Origin of the sequence: Pseudarthrobacter sp. H2 (genome assembly GCF_050157045.1) — a bacterium.
Classification (GTDB): Bacteria; Actinomycetota; Actinomycetes; order Actinomycetales; family Micrococcaceae; genus Arthrobacter.
This window is the reverse complement of record NZ_CP189594.1, coordinates 639298-653138: the sequence shown is the minus strand read 5'-3', so window position 1 is coordinate 653138 and position 13841 is coordinate 639298. Positions and strand designations below refer to the sequence as shown.

Here is a 13841-nt window from a genome sequence, read left to right as displayed (position 1 = left end):
CACCGCAACACTGGCGCGGGGCAAATTGAACCCGAATTCGAAGATACTCCAAGGTAGAAGAAGGGCCGGCCTCAAAGGAGGCCGGCCCGTCACAACGCTATTCCCACTCGATGGTTCCCGGCGGCTTGCTGGTCACGTCCAGCACCACTCTGTTGACCCCGTCCACCTCGTTGGTGATCCGGTTGGAGATCCTGGCCAGCAGATCGTACGGCAGCCGTGACCAGTCGGCCGTCATGGCGTCCTCGGAGGACACGGGCCGCAGCACGATCGGGTGGCCGTAGGTGCGGCCGTCGCCCATGACGCCGACGCTGCGGACATCCGCCAGCAGCACCACCGGCATCTGCCACACCTCGTCGTCCAGGCCGGCAGCGGTCAGTTCCGCGCGGGCAATCGCGTCCGCCTTGCGCAGCAGGTCCAGCCGCTCCTTGGTGACCTCGCCGACGATCCGGATGCCGAGGCCGGGCCCGGGGAACGGCTGGCGTCCGACGATCTCCTGGGGCAGGCCAAGCTGCGCACCGACGGCGCGGACCTCGTCCTTGAACAGGGCCCGCAGGGGCTCGACGAGTTCGAACTGCAGGTCCTCCGGCAGGCCGCCCACGTTGTGGTGGCTCTTGATGTTGGCCGCACCTTCGCCGCCGCCGGATTCGACGACGTCGGGGTACAGGGTGCCCTGGACGAGGAACTTGATCTTCTCGCCGTGCGCGGCCGCCTCGGCGATGATGGCCTGCTCGGCCTCCTCGAAGGCGCGGATGAATTCGCGGCCGATGATCTTGCGCTTGGTTTCCGGGTCGCTGACGCCGGCGAGTGCCGCCTGGAAGCGCTCCTGCTCGTTGGCGACGTAGAGCTTGACGCCCGTCGCGGCGACGAAGTCGCGTTCGACCTGCTCGGCTTCGCCTTCGCGCAGCAGGCCGTGGTCCACGAAGACACAGGTCAGCTGCTCGCCGACAGCCCGCTGGACGAGGGCTGCGGCGACGGCGGAATCAACACCGCCGGAGAGTCCGCAGATCACCCGGTCCCCGCCGATCTGTTCCCGGATCCGTTCGATCTGCTCCTCGAGGATGTTGCCCGCGGTCCAGTTCGGTTCGATCCCGGCACCCTTGAACAGGAAGTTCTCCAGGACCTCCTGGCCGTAGGCCGAGTGCTTGACCTCGGGGTGCCACTGGACGCCGTAGAGGCACTTCTCTTCGTTGGCGAAGGCTGCCACCTCGGCGCCGGCCGTCGTCGCGAGGACCTCAAAGCCAAGGGGCGCCTCGTGGACGGAGTCGCCGTGGCTCATCCAGGTGCTCTGGTGCTGGGGCATGCCCGCCAGGATGGAGCGCCCCTCGCCGATCGTGGTGGTCTCGGTGGCGCCGTACTCGCGGAGTCCGGTCTGGGCCACCTTGCCGCCGAGGGCGTTGGCCATGGCCTGGAAGCCGTAGCAGATCCCGAAGACCGGGATTCCGGCTTCGAAGAGGTCCGCGCCGACGCTCGGGGCGCCTTCGGCGTAGACGCTTGCGGGGCCGCCGGAGAGGATGATGGCGGCAGGGTTCTTGGCCAGCAGCTGCTCGGTGCTGTAGGTATGCGGAACCACTTCCGAATACACATTCGCTTCCCGGACGCGGCGGGCAATCAGCTGCGCGTACTGGGCACCGTAGTCAACAACCAGGACGGGCTTGTGGGACGTCTGGGATGCAGTGGGAGTAGTCACCCTCCCAGCGTACTTTGCGCCGCCGCCCGGCCGCACCTCGGGACGCGGGAGCGGGCCCGTATTCCGGCCCCGGGTAAGCGAACTCACATCAGGGGCGGGCCACCCCGGCAAGGTCGGACCGGCAAGGTCGGACCGGCAAGGTCGGACCGGCAAGGTCGGACCGGCAAGTCGGACCGGCAAGTCGGACCGGCCGCGGGGGGCAGATCAGGGCGGATCGGGCGCCCCGAAGCGCCCTGATCTGCACTTTGGCGTCCGACGGCGGCCGGCGGGGAGCCGCGTCCGGGCGGACAGCTGCGCTCAGTAGCGCTGCGGCGCCTGCGGGTTCGCGGCGAGTTCGGCCTCGACCTGGGCGTGGAACTTTTTCTCGACGAAGAAGGACAGGAACGGAACGACGCCGCCGAGCGCCATCGTGATGAGCTTGGCGAACGGCCAGCGCATGAGGGACCACAGACGGAAATTGGACACCAGGTACACGACGTACATCCAGCCGTGCACGATCAGGATCGTGACGGAGAGGTTCAGGCCGCCGATGACGCCTGCCGGCTCGGCGTCGGCGAATCCCAGCCCGAACGGCGTGCCGGTGACGGCGTTGGTGCCGCCGGCGAAGAGGTACTGGCCGAAGCCGTACCGGGTGATCAGCTCGGCACACAGCAGAAGCAGCATGGAGCCCGTCAGGTAGGCCAGGACCTTGTAAAACTTCAGGGCCGAGAGGATCTGGGCCCCGGTACCGCCGAAGCGGCGTTTCTTACCCGGCGCTGTTCCCGTTCCGTTGGCGGACTGCGGCTGGACGGCCGGCTGGGGCTCGATCATGATTGCACCTTCGGGTCTGTTGGGTTGCGGTTGCTGGAATTCGTGCCGGCAGGTTCGCCGGCGGCGGCCGCCTCGTCGGCGTCGAGGGCGTCCTCAAGGGTGCGGCGGTAGTCATCCTTCACGAGGCGCCACCAGATGAACAGCGCGAATCCGGCGAAAACAACCCATTCCACGGAATAGAAGAGGTTCAGCCAGTTGACCTTCTGCGCGGGGGGCTGGGGCCCCACCCGAAGCGGTTTGATCTCCCCGGCGGACGCAGCCGCGCCGACCTCGGTACTGCCGGCCCGTTCGGAGGCCGCCGCGACGAGGCCGGGGTAGCTGCTGACCTCCCAGACGTTGATCAGTTCCGCCACGGAGGCCGCGCTGGCACGTCCGGGCCCGGGATCGGTCTTCGGCAGGGGGGCTTCGGAGGGCAGCAGCCTTCCGGTCAGTTCAATGGCGCCCGACGGCGGCGCGGTGGCGTCCGCAGGATCCGCGACCCAGCCCCGCGCCACCGGGATCCAGGTCTGGGCGGAGGCGCCGGCGCCGGCGAGGACCGGGGCGTCCTTCACGGCGAAGGCGGAGACTACCCAGTAGCCTTTCGCGCCGTCGTCGAAGCGGTCCGGGACGAGGACCTGTTTCTGCGGATCGTAGCTGCCGGTGGCGGAGACCATCTGGTCCGCGACCGAACCATGGAAGAAGTCACCAGGCTCCAGGACCGCGGTGAGCGGTTTGACCTCCTCGGTCGTGGTGCTGATCGGAGCCTCCGCCTGGGTTGAGCGGCCGAACTGCCACTGGCTCAGCAGCACGAAGACCCCAGAAATGGCGATCGCAAACACAAGGCCTGCGATCCAGCGGGGTTTGAGGGCGGTTTTCAGCACCCCTTAACCGTACTTCGTCGGCGCGTAGAACAACGAAACGGGCCCGGGGCCCCGAGAAGGGCCTGCCCCAGGAGCCGGGGCCCCGAGAAGGGCCTGCCCCTGGAGTGGGGCAGCCGGGTCCCTGCGTGGCGACGGAGTCGACACGCAAGGGCCTGCCCGAATCTTCAGTGGTCGAAGAAGACCAGGCTTGAATTGATCAGTTCGGCGATCACTTCGGCGTCGTAGGCCCGGCGGAGCGACTCGCGGAACGATTCCTTGGACAGCGAGCGGGCCAGCGTGGCCAGCACCTCAAGGTGGTCGGAGAAGGAGCTGGCTGGGGTCGCGATCAGCAGGATGACCGTGGCCGGGCCGTCGGCGGCGCCGAAGTCGAGGGACCGGCCATACTTCGTGACGCCCACGGCGATCGACGTCCGCGAAACGAGTTCGCTGCGGGCGTGGGGCAACCCGATCCCGCCCGGGAGCCCGGTGGCGAGCTGATGCTCCCGGGAGCTGACCTGCCGGAGGAATCCCTCCAGATCGGAGATCCGGCCCGCGGCATACATCCGTTCCGCGAGCTGGGCCGTGGCGTCGAGTTTGTCGGTAGCGTCAAGCTCCAGGATCACCATCTCGGGGGTGGTGAGTTCGGCGTCATACCGGTCCAGTGGTTCCGCCAAGTGGTGTCCCTTCGAAGTGGCATCGGTGCAGTCCCGCAGCAGGCAGAGGATCAGCGCAACAGACCGGCACAGCCGGTCAACGCAACGGAACGATGTCCTCCACGCCCAGCCGTGCGGCGTCGGCGGATTCGTCGTCCGGCTGCTGCTGGCTCAGCCGTTCGGCGTCGACCCGTGCCAGATAGTGCTTGATTTCGCCCTCGCGCTGCGCCTCGCTCCAGCCGAGAACATCCCCCATCAGTTTAGCCACCACGGGGGCGGCGGACACACCCCGGTCCCACGCCTCGATCGAAATCCGGGTACGGCGGGTCAGCACATCCTGCACGTGGCGGGCGCCCTCGTGCGAGGCGGCGTATACGGCCTCGGCCGCGAGGTAGTCGTCGGCGCCCGGCAACGGTTCTCCCAGCTCGGGGTTTGCGGTGATGAGGGCCAGCACTTCGGGGGTCATGGAGCCGTAGCGGTTGAGCAGGTGTTCGATCCGCGCCACGTGGACGCCGGTCTCGTCGGCCATCCGGTTCCGCCGGTTCCAGGCGGCCTTGAAGCCGCTGGCACCGAGCAGCGGGATGGACTCGGTGCAGCTGGGCGGGACGCGCTCGTCCATGCTGCGGGTCGCCTCGTCCACGGCATCCTTGGCCATCACCCGGTAGGTGGTCCACTTGCCGCCGGCCACGACGACGAGCCCCGGCACCGGATGCGCCACGACGTGCTCGCGGGAGAGCTTCGCCGTCGATTCGCTCTCGCCCGCCAGCAGCGGACGCAGGCCCGCGTAGACCCCTTCGACGTCCTCGCGGGTCAGCGGGCGCTTGAGGACCTTGTTCACATGCTCCAGGAGGTAATCGATGTCCTTGCTGGACGCCGCCGGGTGGGCCTTGTCCAGGTGCCAGTCGGTATCGGTGGTGCCGATGATCCAGTGCCGGCCCCAGGGAATGACGAACAGCACGGACTTCTCGGTCCGCAGGATCAGCCCCACGGTCGACTGGAAGCGGTCCCGCGGCACCACGAGGTGGATTCCCTTCGAGGCGCGCACCTTGAGCTGGCCGCGGTCCGTCACCATGGCCTGGGTCTCGTCGGTCCAGACCCCGGTGGCGTTGATGACCTGCTTGGCCCGGATCTTGAAGGTCGAGCCGTCCTCGTGGTTGACCACCTTGGCCCCGACCACGCGTTCGCCTTCCCGCAGGAAGTCCACCACGGACGTCTGGTTCACCGCGTGGGCGCCGTAGTGCGCCGCGGTGCGGACCAGGTTGGCGACGTATTTGGCGTCATCGACCTGGCCGTCGTAGTACCGGATGGACCCGACGAAGGCGTCGTCCTTGAGGCTCGGCGCGGCACGCAGGGTCCCGCGGCGGCTCAGGTGCTTGTGGAAGGGCACCCCGCGGCCGTGCCCTCCGGTGATGGACATGGCGTCGTACAAGGCGATGCCGGCGCCCACATACGGGCGCTCAAGGAAGGGTTTGGTCAGGGGGTACAGGAACGGGACCGGCCGGGCGAGGTGCGGGGCGAGGACCGAGAGGATCAGGCCGCGCTCGTGCAGGGCCTCTTTGACCAGGCCAAAGTCCAGCATCTCCAGGTAGCGCAGGCCTCCGTGGATCAGCTTCGAGGACCGCGAGGAGGTGCCCGCGGCCCAGTCGTTGGCCTCCACGATCCCGACGCTCAGTCCCCGGGTGATCGCGTCCAGGGCCGAGCCGGCGCCGACGATGCCGCCGCCCACGATCAGGATGTCGAGTTCCTTGCCCGGTTCCGTCGTGCCCTTGAGGACCGCGAGTGAAGCTTCACGTTCCGCGGGCCCCAGGGCACCACCGGCCATGGGGGAACCGCCGGGAAAACTGTCCATGTCACGCCTCCATCCGGATCAAACCTCGTAGGGCACCAGACTACGTCCAAGTGCCCCGGATGGGCAGGGGGGTTCAGTTGCCTGCGTACGGCGACACGACGACGTCGACGCGCTGGAATTCCTTCAGGTCCGAGTAGCCGGTGGTCGCCATCGAACGGCGCAGCGCACCGATCAGGTTGGACGTGCCGTTGGTGTTGTGGCCCGGCCCGAAGAGCACCTCTTCGAGCGGCCCCACGGTGCCGACGTTGACCCGGTCGCCGCGGGGAAGTTCGAGGTGGTGCGCCTCCTGGCCCCAGTGCCAGCCCTTGCCGGGGGCCTCCTCGGCCCGGGCCAGGGCGCTGCCCAGCATCACGGCGTCGGCGCCCATCGCGATGGCCTTGACGATGTCACCGGAGGCGCCCATGCCGCCGTCGGCGATGACATGGACGTAGCGTCCGCCGGACTCGTCCATGTAGTCGCGGCGGGCAGCGGCGACGTCGGAGATCGAGGAGGCCATCGGCGAGTGGATGCCCAGGGCGCGGCGGGTGGTGGTGGTCGCTCCCCCGCCGAAGCCGACCAGGACGCCCGCGGCGCCGGTGCGCATGAGGTGCAGCGCCGGGGTGTAGCTCGCCGCCCCGCCGACAATCACGGGGACGTCGAGTTCGTAGATGAACTGCTTGAGGTTCAGCGGTTCGTGGTCCTTCGAGACGTGCTCGGCGGAAACGGTGGTTCCGCGGATCACGAAGATGTCGACGCCGGCGGCAACCACGGTCTTGTAGTGTTCCTGGGTCCGCTGCGGGGTCAGCGAGCCGGCCACGGTGACGCCGGCGGCGCGGATCTCTGCCAGCCGTGAGGTGATCAGCCCGGGCTGGATGGGCGCCTTGTAGAGGTCCTGCATCCGGCGGGTGACGGCCGGGCTGTTGGTCTCATCCGCGAGGCCCGCGATCTCGTCCAGGACGGACTGCGGATCCTCATACCGGGTCCACAGGCCCTCAAGGTCGAGCACACCGAGCCCGCCGAGACGGCCCAGGGCGATGACGGTTTCCGGCGACATGGCCGAATCCATCGGCGCCGCGATGACCGGCATGTCGAACTGGTAGGCATCAATCTGCCACGAGACGGATACGTCCTTGGGGTCACGCGTACGTCGGTTGGGGACGATCGCAATGTCATCCAGGGAGTAGGCACGACGCCCACGCTTGCCACGGCCAATCTCAATCTCGTAAGTCACTGCTCTAGGTTATCCCAGCCGCGGGACCTGGCACCGATGGCCCGCCCGGCTGCCCCGCAATGCCTGTCCCCGGGCCGGCCGCATCCTCTGCCGGCCAAGGCCAGGCCGCGCCCGATTGCCGCATCGGGCCGGAATACGACGCCGCATAGCGGCCACCTGTGGCCACCCGCCGCCCACTGGCCCGCGGGACCGGCGCCTTTCTCCGTACCCGCCCGGACGATAGAATCCACAGTTGAACGTTCAAATAATACGCAGCGGGCAAGGGAGTCCATCTTCATGAGCGGCAACACGGCAAAACAGGCGCGGCAGGAGGCGGCGGCCCGGCTCGAGGCCGTCAAAGCGGCGCAGGCCCGGGCATCACGGAAGCGCAAGCTGCTCTGGGCCGGCGGCGGTACCGTCGCCGTGGCGGTGGTGGGATCCCTGGTCGCGGTTGCGCTGATCAATGATCCGCCCCCGCCCCCGGCAGCGAGCATCCAGATCGCCGGCCTTCAGACGTTCGAGAACCTGACCTCCAAGCACGTGGCCACTCCGGTGACGTACCCGCAGTCCCCGGCCGTCGGCGGGGACCATGCCAGCGCCTGGCTTAACTGCGGCGTCTACTCCCAGCCGGTTCCGGCCGAGAACGCCGTCCACGCGCTGGAGCACGGCGCGGTCTGGGCGACCTATGACCCGGCCGCCGTCTCCGGGGCCGAGGTTGAGAACCTGCGGAAGGCGCTGCCCGGCACCTACACCGTCCTCTCACCGCTGGCAGGCACCGCCTCACCGATCATGCTGTCCGCCTGGGGCGCCCAGGTCGGCGTGGACTCCCCCGCCGACGAGCGGATCAAGGCCTTCGTCTCCAAGTTCTGGCAGTCATCGAATGCCCCCGAACCCGGTGCCGCCTGCACCGGAGGCATCAACGCTCCCGGCCGCACCGCGTGAGCGCAGCGGCTGCCGCCGGTACGGCCGGGAGCCGGGTGCGGCGGCCGCTGGCCGTCCTCGCCGCCGTCGTGCTCGCCGTCCTCGCCGGCTGGGCCCTGGGCCGCCTGACCGCACCGGCCCCTGCCTTTCCCCCTGCTTTCCCTTCTGGGGCACCGCCGAGGCCGGCTTCGCCCGGGACATGCAGGTCCATCACCTGCAGGCGGTGGAGATGAGCATGCTCATCCGGGACCGCACGGACGACCCGGACATCCGCCGGCTCGCGTATGACATCGCCCGGTCGCAGCAGCAGCAGGCCGGACAGATGTTCGGCTGGCTCTCCGTCTGGGGGCTGCCGCAGGCGTCCACCGCGCCCGCCATGGCGTGGATGACCGACGGCGGCCACGCCGCGCACGGCAGCGGCGCGGACGCCTCCACGCCCACAACGGAAACCCTGATGCCCGGCATGGCCACCCCTGCGGAACTGGCGGCCCTCGAAGCCTCCACCGGCGCGGCGGCCGAACGCCTCTACCTGGAGCTGATGATCCGGCACCACCAGGCCGGAGTGGCCATGGCCCGGGCCGTCCTGGACCGCACCGAGAACGTGGCCGTGACGTCCCTGGCGCGGTCGGTCGTCACCGCCCAGCAGTCGGAGGCCGACTACATGTTCGAACTCCTCACGGCCCGGTAGGCAGGAAATGCGGCGGGCCGGTGGTCCCGCGCCGCCACCGGCCCGCCGCGGAGCCTTCCGTCAGTGGAACTTGTTCGGGAAGGCGCCGATGATGCCGGAGCTGAGCTCGTCCGCCATCATCATCATGTGGGCCTCCGCCTGGTCGTAGACGGCAATGCCGTGGGCGTAGTTCCCGACCAGTTCGTCGCTGCCGTACACGATGGTCTGGTCAATGTGCCCCTTCATCATGTCCCGCATGTGGTCCTGCGGCCAGAACCTGGGGTTGGCTTTGGCGAGGAAGTCCGCGATCTCCTGGGCGTTCGCATGGACGGCGGTGGTTGCCGATTTGAGGGCTGCCGGGTCATTGGCCTTCGCCGCCTGGAACAGCGCCACGAAGTCGGTGATGTGCGCCTTCAGCAGGGTGGTCAACTGGTCGCCGGCAGCCCTGCCGTAGAAGGGCTTGATGGCGTCGCCGATGTCCGCCTGGTTCTGCAGCAGCCGCGAGGCGGTGGTGGTGAAGCCGGCGGAGCCGGAAGCGAAGTCGACGACGGCGAGCCGCGTCCACTCCATGTGCTGCGCCCACAGCGTGCGCATGCCCTCGCGGAGGGCCGCCTGCGCAGCGGGAATCCTGCCGGAACTGGCGTCAGCGCCGGCGGAGTGGCCGTGGGCCACGGCAACGGCGGGCACCGCCTGGGCGCCGGCGGCCGGCTGCAGGCCCTGCGCCGGGGAGTAGGCGATGAGCAGGCCGGCCAGCAAGGCCAGCACGGCCAGCGGCATGGAGCTCCAGAGGCGTCGCGGACGAGAAGCGAAGTAGCTCATGACATGTCTCCTGTCTTGCGGTGGGGATACGCCGGCGCCTCCGGGGCGGCCTGCGCATGGCAGGCACTGCTCCGGGGGCCGGTTGGGCGAAGACGTCCATGGCTACTTAGTGGCCGCTCGGCGCCGGATCTTACCGGAGGCGGCCCGCGGCACCGTGCGGGGAACCGGGGTACGACCCGTTGAACTTTTAACACGTTTGAGTACACCCGAGAGCGATTAAGTGCGAGATGCGTGGCATGGTGCCATGCGTTTGAAAGACTGGGCCATTTCGCAGGGTATCCACCAGCAGAGCGCCTACAAATGGTTCAAGGACGGGACACTGCCCGCCCCGGCGCAACGCGTCGGCCCCAAAATCGTCATCGTCAACCCCGAGGACTCCGTCAGCAACCGGCGGCCTTGGCCTGTACGCACGGGTGTCCTCCCCTGACCGGAAGCAGGACCTTGAGCGGCACATGGCGCGCCTGCAGGCCTGGGCAGATACGACCGGGCTGACGGTCGTGCGTGCGGAATCCGGAGTCGCGTCAGGGATGAACGGTGCGCGGCCCAGGATCCGTCGCCTGCTGGCGGACCGGGCACCCGGATACGGCGTCGCCGACGCCGCCGGCCCCGCCCGGATGTCGGCGGGCCGGCGCCGCCGGGGCTCCGCCGGCGACGGCTGGTTCCTGATCCCCAACGGCGGGGCCTTCGCCCGGGGGTGGGTACGCGGGGGGATGCCGCGTGCTTTGGTTGCGCCAGGGAGGTTTTCCACATAGGCCGGGCGGGCCCTGGTCCCTGCGCACCCTGGCTTGTAGCGTCGGATCATGATGATTCACGCTGGTGTCGACGTCGGAATTCCTGCCCGCCGCGAGGATGCCGGGGAGTGACAGCAGCGCGCAGCGCATCGGGGCTGCGGGTCATTGCCCCGGCGTTCGTCGCCGCCGTGCCCGCGGGCGTGCGGATCCGCACCCGCCTTCACCCCACGCCCGGGGAGGAAACCACCCTGCTGGCGGTCGGCACGCACCTGGGATCCCTGTACCGGAAAGACCTGGCCGCCCGGGGCCGGACGGACCGTAAGCGGGCCCTGACCGCCGTGTCATCCTCGCGGTGGGCCGGGAGCATCACCCGCGCCACGAAGGACCAGTACCAGTCCGGCATGCGTGCCCTCGCCGCGGAGATCAGCACGCTGCGCGCCGCCTGCGCCGCCATCGGGAAGCGGGCCGCCGTGCCCTGCGGGGAAACCGTTGACCGCACCAAGGGCTACCGGACCCCCGCGGAGCGGCACCAGAAGACCCGGCGCCTCGCCGCCCTGCAGGACCGGCTCACGGACGCGGAGGCACGGCTCGCGGCCGGGAAGCCCGGCATCGCCGTCGGCGGCGGCCGGCTGTGGCGCGCCCGCAACAACCTCCAGGCGGCGGGGCTCACGCCCGCCGGGTGGGAGGCCCGATGGGCGGCCTCCCGGCTGTTCCTGACCGCTGACGGTGAATCGGGGAAGCGGTGGGGCAACGAAACCATCCGCATCGACCCCGGCGGGCACCTGTCCCTGACAGTCCCCGCCGTGATGGCCGCGGAGCATGGTGCGCAACTGCACCTCGCAGCCCCGGTCCTGTTCCATCACCGCGCCGGCGAATGGCGCGACCGCGCCGCATCCGACCAGGACATCCGCTACGACATCAGCCACAACCCCGAGACCGGGCGCTGGTACGTGGACGCGTCCTGGGGATACCGGGACCTGCAGGTCCCGTCCCCGGACAGCCTGAACGGCTCGCCCGTCCTGGGCGTTGACCTGAACGCCGATCATCTGGCCGGTTGCGTCATCGACCCGTCCGGGAACCCCGTCGGGGCGCCCCTGAGCATCCCGCTGGACCTGAAAGACCTCCCGGCAACCACCCGGGACGGCGGGCTCCGGGCGGCGGTCACCGCGCTGCTGGACGCCGCCAGGGATGCGGGCTGCGCGGCCGTCGCCATCGAGAACCTGAATTTCCAGGACGCCCGCTCCACCGGCCGCGAAACCATGGGCCGCGGCACCCGCGGCAAAACCTTCCGCCGCACCGTCGCTGGCATCCCCACCGGAAAATTCCGGGACCGGCTCGTGTCCATGGCCGCCAACCGCGGCCTCCACATCATCGTCGTTGACCCGGCGTACACCTCACAGTGGGGCGCCCGGCACTGGCGCCAACCACTCCAACAAACGACCGGCAGCACCGTCACCGGCCACCACGGCGCGGCCGTCGCTATCGGACGGCGTGCTGCCGCCGGTTTCCGTATCAGGCGACGGGAGGACGGACCCCGCACCCGACAGAGGACGAGCGCGGGCCAGCCCAGTCCCAGGCCCGGTACGGCACCGCCCGGCACCGAACCCCTCACAGGCCTGGCCCGCCCGGCGGTCACGAACCGTCCCGGCCCGCCAGGAACCAGAAGGTGTGCGGCTCCCAGGACCGTCCGGGGAGCAAGTACGTGACTAATCCGTACTAACCAGGAACGGTACGGGCTGCAGGAAATTCGTTCAGCTTTTCCGGTAAGACGGCGGCCGCCCGATGACACTCACCAGTTATGAGAAACCATCATGCGGCGCCCCCGGCTTCCTGCCCGGACGACGGGGTAATCCACCACCCGGAACCCGGTGGCCGGAACAGTACCGTCGATTGGCGCCGGAAGCTGCTGCGGTCGGCAGGCTTTCCTGATAGGCTCGCGCATCTGCTGGCAGGAACACCCGGGACCGACATTCATGCCCTGCTCAATCTGGTGGACCGCGGTTGCCCGCCGGAACTGGCGGCCCGAATCCTCGGGCCGTTCCCTGACCCTGGCTGGCGGGAGTGATCCGATGGCTTTCCTGGATGGCCCCGAGCTGGCGGATGCGGACCCGGTGCGGACGGAACGCGTCCGCGACGATTGGGTGGAGCTGCTCAGCTCGCCGGGACCCGGCCGCGACGACGCCCTGGCCAGGCTGCACGGACTCCTTCTCAAGGCCGCCCGCCACCAGGTGTCGCAGATGATTGCCAGGCTGCCCGCCATCGGCCAGGCGCGCTGGACGATATTGTCAACCAGGCGGCGGACGAAGCCATGGTCGCAGTGCTGGGCAAGTTGTCCAGCTTCCAGGGCCGGAGCCAGTTCACCACCTGGGCGTACAAATTCGGCATCCTGCACGCCGCCGTCGAGGTCCGCCGCAATCTGTGGCACAACCGCGAGGTGCCACTGGAATCGATGCCCGAGCCGGCCGCCGTCGGGACCTCCCCCGAGCAACTGGCCGAGGCAGCCGACTTTTCCAAGGCTGTCAGCGCCGCCATCGACCAGGTGCTGACCAAGCATCAGCGCAGGGTCGTGTTGGCGCTTCTTGTTGACGACGTTCCTGTCGATGTCCTCGCAGACAGGCTGGGCACCACGCGCAATGCCTTATACAAGACGCTCCACGATGCCCGGGGGCGGCTCCGCGCGCACCTGACGGTTGCCGGTTATCTGGTGCCGACCCCCGCGGAGGAGGTGATCCCATGACGAAACCGCACCGCGCTTTGACGGACCAGGCAGCCGAGCGGTTGACCCTGGCCGCCGAGCCGTGGCTTTCGTGCGATGACTGCTTCGAGCAGATTGATGAGTATGTCGAGCGGTTGCTGGCCGGCAGTTCCGCGCCCATGCCGGCGATGCGCGCCCACCTGATCGGGTGTGCCGCCTGCCGCGAGGAGGCCCGGTCACTGCTGCTCCTGGTAGCGGAGGATGAGGGCCTTGATCCCGGCCCCGGGCTGCGCCGCCTCACCGCTGGGTAGGAACTACCGGAAAACCGGCGACCCCCCGCTGCGCCGCTGAGCAGTCACCGGTGGTGGATCCGGCCCAGGCGGTGTTGCGCGGGTCGCATGTGGCCTATGGTGGTCGGGGGCCACAGCGCCGTGACCCCGGATCAGAGCGGGGGAAAATTTTGACCGAGAAGCTTGGAGTACTTTTCCGGGTGGACCTCGACTGCGCCAAGCGCAGCTCGCCGCCCGGGCCACGGGACCATCCAGACCGCCCTGGACCTGTTCCCGGACTGAGTCCGGCCATACCGTCCGCCGGCCCCCATCGACCCGGGAAGCGTTGATCAGGATGAACATCAAGGACCAGTGGAACCGCCTCGATCCCGCTACGCAGAAATGGCTCATCGAGCATCCAGGGTGCCAGATCCTGCCCCGCACGATCACGGCAATCATCTGCAGTGCGACCGGCGCAACCGACGACTCGGACCGGCATGGCGAGACGGCGTTGTCGCAGGAAGACCGCGACTTCATCAATGCCAAGGCCAGCGAGTCCAGGACCGGCGCCCCGGAATACCGCTACATTGACTCAGCACAACCCTGAGCCGCCACGCGGCCCAAGTGGCACAGCCCCTTCTTCCGCATTCCGGGCCGCTGCCTTCCGTACCTGCGGCCCGACAGGGGGCCAGCGGCGCGGCCACACCCGCTG

The 13841-nt window shown here is 69.1% G+C and carries 15 protein-coding genes; 8 read left to right on the top strand and 7 right to left on the bottom strand.

Translation table 11 applies throughout. The features are described 5' to 3' along the window. Positions 1-97: 97 nt before the first annotated feature. From guaA to ACQCSZ_RS03095, 6 genes are all read right to left on the bottom strand, one after another. Entirely contained in the window at positions 98-1687 is a 1590-nt protein-coding gene (gene guaA, locus ACQCSZ_RS03120) for a glutamine-hydrolyzing GMP synthase (RefSeq protein ID WP_427006650.1), read from the bottom strand. 297 nt (positions 1688-1984) lie between these two features. Then, complete coding sequence (locus tag ACQCSZ_RS03115) at positions 1985-2497, bottom strand: DUF3817 domain-containing protein (protein WP_427006649.1); 513 nt, start codon at positions 2495-2497, stop codon at positions 1985-1987. Then, positions 2494-3357 (bottom strand): SURF1 family protein, encoded by an 864-nt coding sequence (locus tag ACQCSZ_RS03110; RefSeq protein WP_427006648.1) that lies wholly within the window; start codon positions 3355-3357, stop codon positions 2494-2496. Before ACQCSZ_RS03110 ends, ACQCSZ_RS03115 begins: the two co-directional genes overlap by 4 nt. A 164-nt stretch (positions 3358-3521) precedes the next feature. After that, entirely contained in the window at positions 3522-4010 is a 489-nt protein-coding gene (locus ACQCSZ_RS03105; protein WP_211876580.1) for a PTS sugar transporter subunit IIA, read from the bottom strand. Positions 4011-4086: 76 nt separating this feature from the next. Next, a complete protein-coding gene (locus tag ACQCSZ_RS03100; protein ID WP_427006647.1) occupies positions 4087-5838 on the bottom strand; it encodes a glycerol-3-phosphate dehydrogenase/oxidase in 1752 nt (583 codons plus the stop codon). 73 nt (positions 5839-5911) lie between these two features. Beyond that, positions 5912-7048 carry a GuaB3 family IMP dehydrogenase-related protein gene (locus tag ACQCSZ_RS03095; RefSeq protein ID WP_427006646.1) on the bottom strand — a complete coding sequence of 379 codons (1137 nt, stop codon included), beginning with the start codon at positions 7046-7048 and terminating at the stop codon, positions 5912-5914. A 276-nt stretch (positions 7049-7324) separates the two neighbouring features. Here ACQCSZ_RS03095 and ACQCSZ_RS03090 point away from each other — a divergent pair, with 276 nt between their 5' ends. Continuing rightward, a complete protein-coding gene (locus tag ACQCSZ_RS03090) occupies positions 7325-7969 on the top strand; it encodes a DUF3105 domain-containing protein (protein ID WP_427006645.1) in 645 nt (214 codons plus the stop codon). Between the two features lie 208 nt (positions 7970-8177). Further along, positions 8178-8636, top strand: a complete 459-nt coding sequence (locus ACQCSZ_RS03085; RefSeq protein ID WP_427006644.1) for a DUF305 domain-containing protein — start codon at positions 8178-8180, stop codon at positions 8634-8636. Between the two features lie 60 nt (positions 8637-8696). Here the strand turns inward: ACQCSZ_RS03085 and ACQCSZ_RS03080 are convergent, their stop codons facing one another. After that, positions 8697-9434 carry a hypothetical protein gene (locus tag ACQCSZ_RS03080; protein WP_427006643.1) on the bottom strand — a complete coding sequence of 246 codons (738 nt, stop codon included), beginning with the start codon at positions 9432-9434 and terminating at the stop codon, positions 8697-8699. A 244-nt stretch (positions 9435-9678) separates the two neighbouring features. Between ACQCSZ_RS03080 and ACQCSZ_RS03075 the strand changes: the two genes are divergently transcribed. The 6 genes from ACQCSZ_RS03075 to ACQCSZ_RS03050 all read left to right on the top strand — a co-directional run bounded on the left by ACQCSZ_RS03075 (position 9679) and on the right by ACQCSZ_RS03050 (position 13736). Then, positions 9679-9861 carry a hypothetical protein gene (locus tag ACQCSZ_RS03075; protein WP_427006642.1) on the top strand — a complete coding sequence of 61 codons (183 nt, stop codon included), beginning with the start codon at positions 9679-9681 and terminating at the stop codon, positions 9859-9861. A gap of 25 nt (positions 9862-9886) precedes the next feature. Then, positions 9887-10186, top strand: coding sequence for a hypothetical protein (locus tag ACQCSZ_RS03070; RefSeq protein ID WP_427006641.1), 300 nt, complete (start codon positions 9887-9889; stop codon positions 10184-10186). Positions 10187-10293: 107 nt separating this feature from the next. Further along, complete coding sequence (locus ACQCSZ_RS03065; protein WP_427006640.1) at positions 10294-11871, top strand: hypothetical protein; 1578 nt, start codon at positions 10294-10296, stop codon at positions 11869-11871. Between the two features lie 602 nt (positions 11872-12473). After that, positions 12474-12902, top strand: coding sequence for an RNA polymerase sigma factor (locus ACQCSZ_RS03060; protein WP_427006639.1), 429 nt, complete (start codon positions 12474-12476; stop codon positions 12900-12902). Next, positions 12899-13171 carry a hypothetical protein gene (locus ACQCSZ_RS03055; protein WP_427006638.1) on the top strand — a complete coding sequence of 91 codons (273 nt, stop codon included), beginning with the start codon at positions 12899-12901 and terminating at the stop codon, positions 13169-13171. Before ACQCSZ_RS03060 ends, ACQCSZ_RS03055 begins: the two co-directional genes overlap by 4 nt. A gap of 313 nt (positions 13172-13484) precedes the next feature. After that, positions 13485-13736, top strand: a complete 252-nt coding sequence (locus ACQCSZ_RS03050; RefSeq protein ID WP_427006637.1) for a hypothetical protein — start codon at positions 13485-13487, stop codon at positions 13734-13736. Positions 13737-13841 lie beyond the last annotated feature (105 nt).

What these genes read in the sequence shown, in the direction of transcription:
- ACQCSZ_RS03090 (WP_427006645.1), top strand. Translation starts at nt 7,325, where the DNA reads ATGAGCGGCAACACGGCAAAACAGGCGCGGCAGGAGGCGGCGGCCCGG.
- ACQCSZ_RS03080 (WP_427006643.1), bottom strand. Translation starts at nt 9,434, where the DNA reads ATGAGCTACTTCGCTTCTCGTCCGCGACGCCTCTGGAGCTCCATGCCG.
- ACQCSZ_RS03070 (WP_427006641.1), top strand. Translation starts at nt 9,887, where the DNA reads ATGGCGCGCCTGCAGGCCTGGGCAGATACGACCGGGCTGACGGTCGTG.
- ACQCSZ_RS03100 (WP_427006647.1), bottom strand. Translation starts at nt 5,838, where the DNA reads ATGGACAGTTTTCCCGGCGGTTCCCCCATGGCCGGTGGTGCCCTGGGG.
- ACQCSZ_RS03050 (WP_427006637.1), top strand. Translation starts at nt 13,485, where the DNA reads ATGAACATCAAGGACCAGTGGAACCGCCTCGATCCCGCTACGCAGAAA.
- ACQCSZ_RS03115 (WP_427006649.1), bottom strand. Translation starts at nt 2,497, where the DNA reads ATGATCGAGCCCCAGCCGGCCGTCCAGCCGCAGTCCGCCAACGGAACG.
- ACQCSZ_RS03055 (WP_427006638.1), top strand. Translation starts at nt 12,899, where the DNA reads ATGACGAAACCGCACCGCGCTTTGACGGACCAGGCAGCCGAGCGGTTG.
- ACQCSZ_RS03075 (WP_427006642.1), top strand. Translation starts at nt 9,679, where the DNA reads ATGCGTTTGAAAGACTGGGCCATTTCGCAGGGTATCCACCAGCAGAGC.
- ACQCSZ_RS03060 (WP_427006639.1), top strand. Translation starts at nt 12,474, where the DNA reads ATGGTCGCAGTGCTGGGCAAGTTGTCCAGCTTCCAGGGCCGGAGCCAG.
- ACQCSZ_RS03085 (WP_427006644.1), top strand. Translation starts at nt 8,178, where the DNA reads ATGAGCATGCTCATCCGGGACCGCACGGACGACCCGGACATCCGCCGG.